11 protein-coding genes are annotated in these 12,487 nt (G+C 69.4%); 6 read left to right on the forward strand and 5 right to left on the reverse strand.

All coding sequences use genetic code 11. The features are described from left to right. Positions 1-42: 42 nt before the first annotated feature. Entirely contained in the window at positions 43-1,071 is a 1,029-nt protein-coding gene (locus tag AB7I40_RS12010) for an LLM class F420-dependent oxidoreductase (RefSeq protein WP_428347706.1), read from the forward strand. A 1-nt stretch (position 1,072) separates the two neighbouring features. Continuing rightward, positions 1,073-2,215 (forward strand): acyl-CoA dehydrogenase family protein, encoded by a 1,143-nt coding sequence (locus tag AB7I40_RS12015; protein ID WP_428347707.1) that lies wholly within the window; start codon positions 1,073-1,075, stop codon positions 2,213-2,215. Here the strand turns inward: AB7I40_RS12015 and AB7I40_RS12020 are convergent, their stop codons facing one another. Together AB7I40_RS12020 and AB7I40_RS12025 are read right to left on the reverse strand one after the other, a co-directional pair. Next, the gene (locus AB7I40_RS12020) at positions 2,216-3,466 is read right to left on the reverse strand and encodes a cytochrome P450 (RefSeq protein WP_428347708.1); all 1,251 of its coding nucleotides are present in this window, start codon (positions 3,464-3,466) and stop codon (positions 2,216-2,218) included. It lies immediately after the preceding gene. A gap of 137 nt (positions 3,467-3,603) precedes the next feature. Continuing rightward, the gene (locus AB7I40_RS12025) at positions 3,604-3,990 is read right to left on the reverse strand and encodes a VOC family protein (protein WP_428347709.1); all 387 of its coding nucleotides are present in this window, start codon (positions 3,988-3,990) and stop codon (positions 3,604-3,606) included. Positions 3,991-4,204: 214 nt separating this feature from the next. Here AB7I40_RS12025 and AB7I40_RS12030 point away from each other — a divergent pair, with 214 nt between their 5' ends. From AB7I40_RS12030 to AB7I40_RS12045, 4 genes are all read left to right on the forward strand, one after another. Beyond that, the gene (locus AB7I40_RS12030; protein ID WP_428347710.1) at positions 4,205-5,269 is read left to right on the forward strand and encodes a sugar ABC transporter substrate-binding protein; all 1,065 of its coding nucleotides are present in this window, start codon (positions 4,205-4,207) and stop codon (positions 5,267-5,269) included. Between the two features lie 113 nt (positions 5,270-5,382). Further along, positions 5,383-6,162, forward strand: coding sequence for an ATP-binding cassette domain-containing protein (locus AB7I40_RS12035; protein ID WP_428347711.1), 780 nt, complete (start codon positions 5,383-5,385; stop codon positions 6,160-6,162). A gap of 14 nt (positions 6,163-6,176) precedes the next feature. Then, positions 6,177-7,442: a sugar ABC transporter permease gene (locus tag AB7I40_RS12040; protein ID WP_428347712.1), complete on the forward strand. Its 1,266-nt coding sequence runs from the start codon at positions 6,177-6,179 to the stop codon at positions 7,440-7,442. A 4-nt stretch (positions 7,443-7,446) separates the two neighbouring features. Continuing rightward, positions 7,447-8,685: an ROK family protein gene (locus AB7I40_RS12045; protein ID WP_428347713.1), complete on the forward strand. Its 1,239-nt coding sequence runs from the start codon at positions 7,447-7,449 to the stop codon at positions 8,683-8,685. Position 8,686: 1 nt separating this feature from the next. Here the strand turns inward: AB7I40_RS12045 and AB7I40_RS12050 are convergent, their stop codons facing one another. Genes AB7I40_RS12050 through xylB form a run of 3 tightly spaced genes read right to left on the reverse strand, consistent with a single transcriptional unit; the run spans position 8,687 to position 12,466 of the window. Beyond that, positions 8,687-9,895: an ROK family protein gene (locus AB7I40_RS12050; RefSeq protein ID WP_428347714.1), complete on the reverse strand. Its 1,209-nt coding sequence runs from the start codon at positions 9,893-9,895 to the stop codon at positions 8,687-8,689. After that, positions 9,892-11,064, reverse strand: coding sequence for a xylose isomerase (gene xylA, locus AB7I40_RS12055; RefSeq protein ID WP_428347715.1), 1,173 nt, complete (start codon positions 11,062-11,064; stop codon positions 9,892-9,894). The genes AB7I40_RS12050 and xylA overlap by 4 nt, the downstream gene beginning before the upstream one ends. Before the next feature lie 16 nt (positions 11,065-11,080). Continuing rightward, a complete protein-coding gene (gene xylB, locus AB7I40_RS12060; protein ID WP_428347716.1) occupies positions 11,081-12,466 on the reverse strand; it encodes a xylulokinase in 1,386 nt (461 codons plus the stop codon). Positions 12,467-12,487 lie beyond the last annotated feature (21 nt).

Consider the following 12,487-nt stretch of genomic DNA (forward strand, 5'->3'; position numbering starts at 1 on the left):
GGCGCCCTTCCATCTTGACAGTGATTCTGTCACGGTTGGCGCATGCTTCTCTCGACCCCGCTGACCTACTCCGGCAACCCGCGCGAGGCTGCCAACCAGATCGCTGGCTACGAAAAGGCCGGTCTCGACACCGTGTGGGTGGCCGAGGCCTACGGCTTCGACTCACCCACCCTCATGGGCTACCTGGCCGCGAAGACCGAGAGGGTCCAGATCGGCGCGGCGATCCTCAACATCTACTCGCGCACCCCCGGCGCGCTGCTCCAGACCGCTGCAGGGCTCGACAACGTAAGCGGCGGGCGAGCCATCATCGGCCTGGGTGCCTCCGGGCCCCAGGTGATCGAGGGCTTCCACGGCGTCCCCTACGACCGCTCGGTGGGTCGCACCCGCGAGATCATCGACCTCATCCGCCGGGGCCTCCGGCGCGAGACGCTGACCAGCGACGGCATCTACAAGCTTCCACTGCCTGAGGGTCAGGGCACCGGCCTGGGCAAACCCCTCAAGCTGCTCACCAAACCCGAGCGCCGCAGCGTCCCGCTCTACATCGCCGCCCTGGGTCCGAAGAGCGTCGAGGGGGCCGCGGAGTACGCCGACGGGTGGATCCCGTTCCTCTTCCTCCCCGAGCGCGCGGACCAGGTGTGGGGCGACTCCCTGCGCGCCGGGACCGCCAAGCGTCAGGCTGGGCTGGCACCCCTCGAGGTCACCGCGGGCGGGATGGTCGCCATCGGCGAGGATGTGAAGGGGCTGTTGGACCTGGCGCGGCCGCTCTTCGCCCTCTACGTGGGGGGCATGGGGGCTCGGGGCAAGAACTTCTACAACGACCTCGCCTGTCACTACGGCTTCGAGGAACAGGCCAAGAAGATCCAGGACCTCTACCTCGACGGACACAAGCGGGACGCCGAGGCCGAGGTGCCCCTGGAGTGGCTGGAGCTGGCCAACCTGGTCGGCCCCGCGTCGTACGTCAAGGAGCGGATCGCCGCCTACCGCGAGGCCGGCATCAGCAACCTGCAGGTCACGCCGGTCTCCCCCGATCCCATGGGCACCATCAGCCAGATGAAGGAATGGGTCTCCTGACATGGGCCGCGACATCTTCGACGCCGAGCACGACGCCTTCCGCAGCAGTGTCGCCACGTTCCTCGACAAGGAGGTCGTGCCCCATCACGACGCCTGGGAGGCAGCCGGGATCGTGGACCGCGAGGCCTGGTCGAAGGCGGGAGCCCTTGGTCTGCTCGGCCTCCAGCTCGACGAGCGGTACGGCGGTGGTGGCACTCCCGACTTCCGTTACAACGTGGTGATCGGCGAGGAGATGGCTCGCCGCGGGGTGTACGGCGCGGCGTACCCGCTGTTCAACGACATGATCGTGCCCTACCTGGCCGCCCTCGCCGACGACGAGCAGAAGGAGCGCTGGTTCCCCTCCCTGTGCGCCGGGGAGCGGATCGCAGCCATCGCGATGTCCGAGCCGGGAGCTGGCTCCGACCTCCAGGGCATCCGGACCGCGGCGGTCCGCGACGGCGACCACTACGTCCTCAACGGTCAGAAGACCTTCATCTCCAACGGGATCCTGGCCGACCTCGTCATCGTCGTGGCCCGCACCGATCCCGACGCCGGACACCAGGGCATCAGCCTGCTGGTGGTGGAGCGCGGGATGGAGGGATTCAGTCGGGGCCGCAACCTCGACAAGATCGGTCAGCACGCCCAGGACACCGCCGAGCTGTTCTTCGACGAGGTGCGCGTGCCGCGCCAGAACCTGCTCGGCGAGGAGGGCTCCGGGTTCGTGCACCTGATGACGAACCTGTCCCAGGAGCGGCTGTCGATCGCTGTCTCCGCGGCCAGCGCCTGCGAGGCGATCTTCGACGCGACACTGGGCTACGCCAAGGACCGCACCGCCTTCGGGCGCGCCATCGCCAAGTTCCAGCACAACAGGTTCGTGCTCGCCGAGATGGCGACCGACGCGCACATCGCCCGGGTCTTCGTGGACGACTGCATCAAACGGCACGTGGCCGGCGAGCTCGACGCCAAGACCGCGTCGATGGCGAAGTGGTGGACCACCGAGCTCCAGAAGAAGCTGGTCGACCAGGGCGTCCAGATGCACGGTGGCTACGGCTACATGACCGAATACCCGATCGCCAAGGCCTACGTGAACTCACGGGTGCAGACGATCTACGGAGGCACCACCGAGATCCAGAAGGAGATCATCGGCCGTTCGCTGGGCATCTGATCAGCTGCTGGAGACCTTCGCGTCTCGCCCCGGGATCACCAGCAGCGACTCGACCCCGAACACGATCGAGCTCTCGGTGTAGGAGATCTCCTGCTCGGCCAGCCGCATCTCGGGGAATCTCCGGGCGAGGGCGGGGTACGCCGAGCGCAGCTCCATGCGGGCCAGCTCGGCGCCGACGCAGCGGTGCAGGCCGTGCCCGAACGCCAGGTGGGGTCGGGGTGGGCGACTCGGGTCGAACCGCTCCGCGTGCGGCCCGTAGATGTCGTCGCGGCTCGCGGCGGGCAGCGAGGCCAGGACCACGTCACCCTTGCGGACGGCCTCGCCACCGACCGTGAGGTCCTGCTTCACGAATCGGGGGAAGGCGACCTGGACCACGGAGAGGTAGCGCAGCAGCTCCTCCACGATCGGGTCCACGTCGACCGCGTCGTCCTGCAGTTGGGCCCAGACCTTGGCGTCGCCGAGCAGCACGGCGGTGCCGAGCGCGAGCATGCCTGCGCTGGTCTCCATGCCTCCGGTGAACACCCCGTCAGCCAGCCCGCCGAGGTCGTAGTCGCTGATGTCGTCACCCTGGTCGCGCACGATCTGGCCGATCAGGCCGGGGCCCGGGTCGAGCCGCTGGCGGGCAGCCTCGGCCAGCAGGAACTCCCGCGACCCCGAGATGGCCCCGAAGGCCGCACCACCGCTGGTGATGTCGAAGCGAGCGGCCCCGAGCCTGCGGAATGTTTCGCGGCGCTCATCGGTCAAGCCCAGCAGCTCGCAGATGACCAGGAAGGGGACGGCGAACGCGAACGTCGGCACGAGGTCGACGACCTCGTCCTCGAGGGCCTTGGCCGCGATCTCGTCGAGTTGCTGGTCGACGATCCGGCGCACCATCGGCCGCAGCCGCTCGAGGCGACGGATGGTGAACTCGGGCGTGAGCAGCTTGCGCAGCCGGGTGTGCTCGGGCGGATCGGTGAACCCCAGTCCCCCGATGTCGCCGTCGGCTGCGCCGGCCTTGCCGACGTAGGGCCGGATGTCGGTGCTGTAGGACTTCATGTCACCCAGCACCTCACGGGCGAGGTCGTGGCCGGTGACCAACCAGACCTTGATGCCCATGAAGGTGGTCAACGTGTGGATCGGCTCGGTGGCCCGGATCTCCGCGAGTCGCGCCGGAGGGTCCATGCCGTCGCGTTTGAGCGGCCAGCCGAGCGAGTCGGGCACCTTGTCCAGGCGTGACAGGTCCACCCCACCACGGCGGGTGGCGGCCCACACCAGGAGCCTTCGCACCGCACTTTGCGCTGCCCTGAGCACCAATTCCCCCTGCAAGAGTCGAAAACTTCACCCACAGTCTGCCCGACGAACCGGGCCCGGGGGATCAGGGACTCCCCTGAGTCTCCCCGCGCCTGCGATCAGCGAGGATCCCAGACGACCTCCACCTCGAAGCCCTCCGAGTTCTCCAGGTAGAGCGCCGTGTGCTCCGGACCGCCGGCGTGCGGATAGCGGTCGGCGTACATCTCGTGCCAACCGTGGGCCGACGACTCCGCCCGGATCCGGTCCAGGAGCGGTCGTTCGTCGGTGAGCAGGCCGACGTGGTTGACCCCGGGCCGCAGCCGGTCGTGGGGTTCCTCGCGCTGATCGGAGGACCGCTCCAGGAACAGTCGGGTGCCGTCCGGGTGCACCCAGCTGGGCTCGACGTCGGCCTCCCAGCCGAGCTCACCGAGCAGCCAGCCCCACTCGTCCTGCCCCACGGAGAGGTCGCTGACCCACAGGTCGAGGTGATGCAGGGCTCGTGACATAGGAGCACGGTACTGGTTCGCGCGCGGTCCTCCCGCTCGCTGCCGCAAGCCAGCAGAGGGAGGGCCGATCCGCATTGTCACAATTGGGACACGGGTGCTGGACGTGACGGCGATCACTCTATATGTTGTGCGAAACAACAAACGCGCCGGAGTCAGTCACGAGCCGGGCACGGCGCCCAGAAAAGAATGCAAGGAGACGATCCGCGTGAAGCGAATGACCAGTCTGGTACTCGTGGGCATGGTGGGCGCGCTGGCCCTCACTGCGTGCGGCAGCAACGACGACGAACCGGGCGCCGGCTCGGACTCCAAGGGCAAGATCGGCGTGATCCTCCCCGACACCAAGTCCTCGGTTCGCTGGGAGTCGGCCGACAAGCCGGCCCTCGAGGCCGCGTTCAAGGCTGCGGGCGTGGAGTACACCATCCAGAACGCAGAGGGCGACGCCGACAAGATGGCGACCATCGCCGACTCGATGATCACCGACGGCGTGACCGTCCTGGCGATCGTCAACCTCGACTCCGACTCGGGCGCCGCGATCGAGGCCAAGGCAGACAAGCAGGGCGTCAAGACGATCGACTACGACCGGCTGACCCTCGGTGGCTCCGCATCGGCCTACATCTCCTACGACAACAGCAAGGTCGGCGCTCTCCAGGGCCAGGGCCTGGCTGACTGCCTGGGCGACGTGGACGCCAACATCATCTACCTCAACGGCTCGCCGACCGACAACAACGCCACGTTGTTCTCGCAGGGTGCCCACGAGGTCCTCGACGCGATCCCGACCTACAAGAACGTCGGCGAGCAGGCCGTCCCCGACTGGGACAACGACAAGGCCGTCACGATCTTCGAGCAGCTCTACACCAAGGTCGACGGCAAGGTCGACGGCGTGTACGCCGCCAACGACGGTCTCGCCGGCGGAGTCATCTCGATCCTCGACAAGAACGGTCAGGCCGGCAAGGTCCCGGTCACCGGTCAGGACGCCTCGGTGGAGGGCCTGCAGAACATCCTCGCCGGCACCCAGTGCATGACGATCCAGAAGTCCGCCACCGGTCAGGCCGGCGCGCTCGCCGAGACGGCCATCGCGATGGTCAACGGCGAGGACCCGCAGACCAACGGCACGGTTCGTGACGACACGGGCGACCGTGACGTGCCCTCGATCCTGCTCGACCCGGTTGCGATCACCAAGGACAACGTCAAGGCCGTCATCGACTCCGGTGACATGAAGGCCTCCGACCTGTGCACGGGCGACTTCGCCGCCCTGTGCGCCGACGCGGGCATCAGCTAGTCAGCATGACGTGGGGGTGGCTCTCCGGTGCATCCGGAGGGCCACCCCTCGTCTCCTGCGAAATCGCACTAGTCTGACTCGTCCGTATTCCTGCACACCCGGGAAGGCTCACCATGAGCAATTCGACTCCGCTCCTCGAACTACGGGGCATCAACAAGAGCTTCGGTGTCGCGCACGTGCTGCACGACGTCGACCTCAAGATCTATCCCGGACAGGTCACCGCGCTCGTCGGTGACAACGGCGCCGGCAAGTCCACCCTCGTCAAGGCGATCGCCGGGATCTACCTGGCCGACACGGGCGAGTACCTCTTCGACGGCAAGCCCGTCAACGTGCACAGCCCCAAGGACGCGGCCGCCCTCGGCATCGAGGTCGTCTACCAGGACCTGGCGCTGTGCGACAACCTCGACATCGTCGAGAACATGTTCCTGGGCCGTGAGACGAAGAACGGCATCCTGCTCGACGAGACCACCATGGAGTCGCGAGCCCGCGAGGCGCTGAAGTCCCTCTCGGTGCGCACCGTGAAGTCGGTGCGGCAGAGCGTTTCCAGCCTGTCCGGCGGCCAGCGCCAGACCGTGGCGATCGCCAAGTCCGTGCTCTGGAACTCCAAGATCGTGCTGCTCGACGAGCCGACCGCGGCTCTGGGCGTCGCCCAGACCCGACAGGTCCTCGACCTGGTGCGCCGACTCGCCGACTCCGGCGTCGGCGTCCTGCTGATCTCCCACAACCTCACCGACGTGTTCGAGGTCGCCGACCGGATCACCGCGCTCTACCTCGGCCGGGTGGCCGCGGACGTCGCGACCAAGGACGTCAACTCGCGCCAGGTCGTCGAACTCATCACCACGGGCCACTCATCCGACCTCGACGGCCTCACCAAGCCGTCCACCACGGTCTGACGCAGGAGAAGGACATGACCGACATCATCACCGAATCCGAAGAGGCCGGCTTCGCCTCCGACCTCACCCAGTCCGTCACCTTCGGCGACTCCGTGCGCGCCTACCTCCAGCGCGTGCGCGGCGGCGACATGGGTGCCCTGCCGTCGATCCTGGGCCTCGTCGTGCTCTTCATCGTCTTCGGCCTGGCCAACGACCGGTTCCTCTCGAACCTCAACCTGGCCAACCTGATCACCCAGGCCGGCTCGATCATCATCCTGGCCATGGCCCTGATCCCGGTGCTCCTCCTCGGCGACATCGACCTGTCCGCCGGCGTCGCCGGAGGCGTCTCGGCCTGTGTGATGGGCCTCATGCTGGCCGAGCACGGCCAGGCCTGGTACGTCGCGGTCGCGGCCGCCATCGTCGTCGGCGCCGTGATCGGGCTGGTCATCGGCATCCTCGTGGCGAAGGTCGGGATCCCCTCATTCGTGGTCACGCTCGCCTTCTTCCTCGGGCTCCAAGGGGTGCCCCTGAAGCTGATCGGCGAGGGTGGCTCGGTCCGGGTCAACGACCCGGTGATCAGCGGCATCGCGAACAACAACGTGACCCCGCTCTGGGGCTGGATCGCGGCCATCGCCATCGTCGTCGCCTACGCCGCCATCGCCCTCCTGACCCACCGCCGGAAAGTGGCCGGCGGTCTTCAGCACCAGCCGCTCGCCGTCGTGGTCACTCAGCTCGTCGCGCTGGCCGCGGTCATCCTCGTCGTGACCTACCTGCTGAACCAGAACCGCAGCGTCAACCCCAACATCGTGATCGCCGGCATCCCCTACGTGCTGCCGGTCGTCGTCGTGCTCCTCATCTTCTGGACCTTCGTGCTCGGTCGCACCGCGTGGGGCCGTCACGTGTACGCCGTCGGTGGCAACTCCGAGGCCGCTCGACGCGCCGGCATCAACGTCGACCGGATGCGGATCCTGGTCTTCATGTCCTGCTCGATCATGGCCGCGATCAGCGGCATCGTGGCCGCGTCGTACGTCGGCAAGGTCTCCACCTCCTCCGGCTCGGGCAACGTGCTGCTCTATGCCGTGGGCGCGGCTGTCATCGGCGGCACCAGCCTGTTCGGTGGGAAGGGCAAGGCCAGCAACGCCCTCATCGGCGGGCTCGTCATCGCCACCATCGTCAACGGCCTCGGCCTGCTCAACCAGGCCAGCTGGATCAACTTCGTGGTGACCGGCGGCGTGCTGCTGCTCGCAGCCAGCGTCGATGCCATCTCCCGCCGTCGGCGGACGGCAGCCGGTATCGGCTGAGGCGATGTCACCGACCAAGAGAGTCGGTACCGGCACCAACCAGGAGGACGTTCGCAGGCACAACCTGGGAACACTGCTGCGCCACGTGCATCGGGCCGGGCACCTGTCGCGTGCCGAACTCACCACTCAGATGGCGCTCAACCGCAGCACCATCGGTGCCTTGGTGAGCGAGCTCGAAGCACTGGGGATCACCGAGCAGACCCAGCGTGCGGCGGGTGGCCGACAGGCTGCCGGTCGCCCCTCCGCGGAGGTGCGACCGGGAGCCAACGGGCCCTACGTCGTGGCCGTCGACGTCGGGGTGGACCGGGTCAAGGTGGCCCGAGTGGGCCTGGGTGGCCGGATCCACCAGCGGGCGATGGTCCCGATCATCGACGGGCCGGCTGTCGAACAGGTCGAGCGTGAGGTCGTCCGACTGATCCGTGAGGTGGTCTCCGAGGTCCCCGGCAGCGCCCCGCTGGTCGGGATCGGGGTGAGCGTCCCAGGGTTGGTGCGACGTACCGACGGTCTGGTCCGGATCGCGCCGAACCTCGGTTGGCATGACGTCCCCTTCGCCTCACTGGTCCGCGAACGGCTCGGGCTGAGCATCCCCGTGGTCATCGGCAACGACGCCGATCTCGGGGCGCTGTCGGAGCACGAGCGCGGTGCTGGCGTGGGCGTGGCGGACCTCATCTACGTCTCGGGCAACGTCGGCGTCGGAGCCGGCGTGATCGCCGGCGGCATCCCCCTCGGCGGTGCCGCGGGGTACGCCGGCGAGGTCGGCCACCTGCCGTACGACGCCGAGGGGCCGATGTGTCACTGCGGCAACCGCGGTTGCTGGGAGACCGAGATCGGGGCGGTGGCCATCGCACAGGCGATCAACTGCCCGAGCGAGCGGGTCCCCGGACTGGGCGAGGTCCTCGACGGTTTCCCCGCGGCCACCCCGGAGCTGCGGGTGATCGGCGCTCACCTGGGCCGCGGTCTGGCCAACCTGGTCAACGTGCTGAACCCGGAGGTGATCGTGCTCGGTGGCTATCTGGGCTCGCTGTACCCGCTGGTGTCCGACGAGGTGAAGGCTGCTTTGGCCGAGCGCGCACTGCAGGCTCCCAGCGAGTCGGTGACGCTGTCGTTGCCCGGCCTCGGCAGTGACTCGGTGCTGTTGGGCGCCGGCGAGATCGCCTTCGACCCCCTGTTCGTGGATCCCGTCGCGAGCCTGTCGCATGCTCTGATCGACGTCGGCTCGACGCTGGCCACTCTCGCGGTCTGAGTCAGACCCGTGCCTCGTCGGTGATCGCCACCTCGCCGGCGAAGACACCACGCAGGGACTGTTCAGCCGCCCCGGTGGCGGCCGCCTGGATGCCGAGGGTGCTGAACCGGAGCTCGGGTCGGTCCTGCGCAGCCGAGGCGAGCCGCTCGTCGAGGACCCGGCGAGCCGGGCCGAGGATCAACTCCCCCAGCGGGACGAAGTAGCCGCCCAGCACGATGACCGCCGGGTCGAGGACGTTGGCCAGCGTCGCGAGGCCCATCCCGACATCGCGCCCCACAGCGGCCACCAGCGCGCTGAGCTTCGGATCGCCGGCAGCCCGCTCGGCCACATGCTCGGCTGAGCGCAGCGGGGTGGCCAGCTCGGGCATGCCGGTCCGGGCGAGCATGGCGTGCAGCCCGATGGTGGCCTCCCAACACCCGAGACGGCCGCAGCCGCAGAGCGCGGCCGGGTCCCCGATCGGCATGTGGCCCACTTCGCCGGCGAAGCCGCTGGCACCGTGCACCAGGTGGCCGTCGTTGAGGAGACCCGCACCGATCCCGACGGTCCCGGTCAGGTAGAGGGCGAAGCCGGTGTCGGTAGCCGCACCGTGGTGCGCCTCGGCGAGCGCCGCACAGTTCGCATCGTTGTCCACCCGCACCGCGACGCGGCCCTCGAGGCTCGCCTCGAGGGCATCGGCCAGGAGAGGTCCGTCCAGGCCGAGGTTGGGAGCCCAGGCCACGGTGCGGTTGTCACCGCGCACCAGGCCCGGTACGGCGACGGTGACCCCCACCAGGGTGTGCTCGGCCGGCGGGAACCGTTCGCCGACGGCCCTGACCAGGTCCAGCACCGGATGCCCGGCGAGCGGGGTGCCTGGTGCCACCGGACGGGTCTCGCTCAGCTGGATGCGACCGGCGAGGTCGAGGACCACGGCCGACACGTAGTCGACGTTGACCTCGAGGCCAAGCCCGAGGAAGGTACGTTCGCGCAACCGGACCGGGCGTCCTGGCCGCCCCCGCCCCTCGGTGCGTGAACCGTCCTCGTCGACGGCGCCGGAGGCGGCCAGATCGGCCACGATCACGCCGACGGTCGCCTTGGCCAGCCCGGTGCGCTTGGCGAGCTGGGCCCGCGTGGCGGGCCCGGACCGGCGCAGCGAGCCGAGCAGGCGGGCGGTGTTCTGCCGCCGCAGCGACTCCGATCCGACCGGCGAGGGAGAGGGGAGGTCCGGGCTCAAGCTGAGCGGACCCCGTAGAGGTACTCCAGCGCCAGCTGGTCGAGGCGCTCGAGTCCGGAGCCGCGCGCGGCCAGGGCCTCCACGTCGACCGGAGACGACTCGAGCAGCTCGGCCCACCCTTCACCCTCGGCGAGCGAGGGAACGGAGAGCTCGGGCACCTTCGCCACCTCCAGCGCCGCCTGGACCTCAGGGTCGGCACGGAAGGCGCGGCTCTTCTCCCGCAGGATCAGGTAGTTGGTCATGCACGCTTCGGCCGCCACCCACACACCTTCGTCGTCCTCGGTGCGTGCGGTCTTGAAGTCGAAGTGCACCGGACCGTCGTAGCCGCCGGCCAACAGGGTGTCGACCACCCAGAAGGCACCCCGCACGTTGCCCGCCCCGAACCTCAGGTCCTGGTCGAACTTCGGGCCGTTCTGGCCGTTGAGATCGATGTGGTAGAGCTTGCCCTGCCACATGGCCTGGGCATAGCCGTGCGCGGCGTTGAGCCCGGCCATCTCCTCGTGGCCGATCTCCGGGTTCACGCCGACCAGCTCGGGCTTGTCGAGGGTGGTGATGAAGGCCAGCGCGTGTCCGATGGTCGGCAGCAGGATGTCCCCGCGGGGCTCATTGGGCTTGGGCTCGATCGCGAAGCGGATGTCGTAGCCGCGGTCGGTGACGTACTCGCCGAGCAGGTCGAACCCCTCGCGATAGCGGTCGAGCGCAGCGGCCACGTCCTTCGCCGCTCCGGACTCAGCGCCCTCCCGGCCACCCCAGCACACATAGGTCTTGGCACCGAGCTCGGCGGCCAGGTCGATGTTGCGCATCACCTTGCGCAGGGCGAAGCGACGTACGTCGCGATCGTTGGCGGTGAGCGCCCCCTCCTTGAACACCGGGTGGGTGAACAGGTTGGTGGTGGCCGTCGTGACCACGATGCCGGTGTCGGACAGACCCTGCTTCCAGCGCGCGATGATCTGCTCGCGGGTGGCCTCGTCACTGCCGAACGGGATCAGGTCGTCGTCGTGGAAGTTGACGCCCATGGCGCCGATCCCGGCCAGTCGCTCGAGCGCGTAGACAGGGTCCATCGGGGCACGGGTGGCGTCACCGAAGGGATCGCGGCCGCCGTAGGCGACCGTCCACAGTCCGAAGGAGAACTTGTCCTCCACGGTGGGTGCGGGGGTGTTGGTGCTCATCGATGAGCCTTCCTGGTCAGGACCACACCTGTGTGCGGTCACGAAGCTGTGCGTAGGTCTCCCGCACATGGGGGGTGGGTTCGGCGTCCAAGGTGTGGCTGTCGACCAGCGCCCAGGTCGGAGGTCGGGCCGTGCCGGCCAGAGCCCAGGCGGCCTGCCGGGCAGCCCCGAGGGCGACGTACTCCCCGGGCGAGGGCAGGACCACCGGCCGGCCGAGGATGGCCGGGGCCAGGGCCTGCAGGGCAGGACTCCGGGTCGCCCCTCCGACCATGAGGATCCGGCCGGCCGGGCGACCCATGGCCGAGACGAGGTGGTCGACAGCGTCGGCCAGCGAGCACAGCAGTGCCTCGAAAGCGGCCCTGGCGAGATCGGAACGCGACGTCGCGTCGGTCAGCCCCGTCCACGTGGCCGTGGCGCTGGGCCGGTTGGGCGTGCGCTCGCCGCCGTAGTAGGGCAGGACAGTCACGCCGTTCGCCCCGGACGGCGCGGCCAGGGCGAGGTCGGAGAGCTCGGCGAGGTCGACACCCAGCAGCCGAGCCTGCAGATCGAGGATCCGGGCCGCGTTGACCGTGGCCACCAGGGGCAGGAACCCGCCCGCGGCGTCGGCGAAGCCGGTGACGAGGCCCGAGGGATCGATCACGGGGCGGTCGGTGACCGCGGAGGCGACCCCGGAGGTGCCGACCGAGACCAGGACGTCGCCGGGCTGCAGGTCCAGGGCCAGGGCGGCGGCCATGTTGTCGCCCGTGCCGCCGGCCACGACCTGTCCCGCGTCGGTGTGCGCAGCGACAGCCCCGGCCGGGACGATCTCCGGCAGGGCGACGTCGTGGCCGAGTGCCGCAGCGGCCAGATCGGGGCGCCACGTGCCGTCCGCGGTCGAGAAGTAGCCGGTCCCGGAGGCGTCACCGCGGTCGGTGAACGTCGCGGTGCCGGGGGCGCAGAGGTGGGCCGAGACGTAGTCGTGGGGCAGCAGCACCCGAGCGACGCGCGCAGCGACGTCGGGCTCGTGGTCGCGCACCCAGCGCAGCTTGCTGGCGGTGAAGGAGGCCACCAGCACGCTGCCGACGGCCTCGGCGCAGGCGCCCGGCCCACCCCACTCGCGGATCAGGTCGGTGGCTGCCTGCGCGGAGCGGGTGTCGTTCCAGAGCAGGGCGTCGCGGACGGGCGCGCTGGAGGAGTCGAGGGCCACCAAGCCGTGTTGCTGCCCGCCCACGGCGACCGCGGAGGCTCGCTCCAGCAGGTCGGCGCCGGCCTGGTCGAAGGCGGTCAGCCAGGCGCGCGGGTCGACCTCGGTGCCGACCGGGTGCGGAGCCGTCGCCTGGGCGACCACCGTGCCATCGGCGGAGTCGACGAGGAGCGCCTTCGTCGACTGCGTGGAGGAGTCCACGCCCAGGACCAACGTCATGTCGCTATTAAGTACGAGTCT

It is taken from the genome of Nocardioides sp. (genome assembly GCF_050246775.1).
In the GTDB taxonomy this organism is placed as follows: domain Bacteria; phylum Actinomycetota; class Actinomycetes; order Propionibacteriales; family Nocardioidaceae; genus Nocardioides.

What these genes read in the sequence shown, in the direction of transcription:
- xylB (WP_428347716.1), bottom strand. Translation starts at nt 12,466, where the DNA reads ATGACGTTGGTCCTGGGCGTGGACTCCTCCACGCAGTCGACGAAGGCG.
- AB7I40_RS12040 (WP_428347712.1), top strand. Translation starts at nt 6,177, where the DNA reads ATGACCGACATCATCACCGAATCCGAAGAGGCCGGCTTCGCCTCCGAC.
- AB7I40_RS12010 (WP_428347706.1), top strand. Translation starts at nt 43, where the DNA reads ATGCTTCTCTCGACCCCGCTGACCTACTCCGGCAACCCGCGCGAGGCT.
- AB7I40_RS12030 (WP_428347710.1), top strand. Translation starts at nt 4,205, where the DNA reads ATGACCAGTCTGGTACTCGTGGGCATGGTGGGCGCGCTGGCCCTCACT.
- xylA (WP_428347715.1), bottom strand. Translation starts at nt 11,064, where the DNA reads ATGAGCACCAACACCCCCGCACCCACCGTGGAGGACAAGTTCTCCTTC.
- AB7I40_RS12035 (WP_428347711.1), top strand. Translation starts at nt 5,383, where the DNA reads ATGAGCAATTCGACTCCGCTCCTCGAACTACGGGGCATCAACAAGAGC.
- AB7I40_RS12045 (WP_428347713.1), top strand. Translation starts at nt 7,447, where the DNA reads ATGTCACCGACCAAGAGAGTCGGTACCGGCACCAACCAGGAGGACGTT.
- AB7I40_RS12025 (WP_428347709.1), bottom strand. Translation starts at nt 3,990, where the DNA reads ATGTCACGAGCCCTGCATCACCTCGACCTGTGGGTCAGCGACCTCTCC.
- AB7I40_RS12015 (WP_428347707.1), top strand. Translation starts at nt 1,073, where the DNA reads ATGGGCCGCGACATCTTCGACGCCGAGCACGACGCCTTCCGCAGCAGT.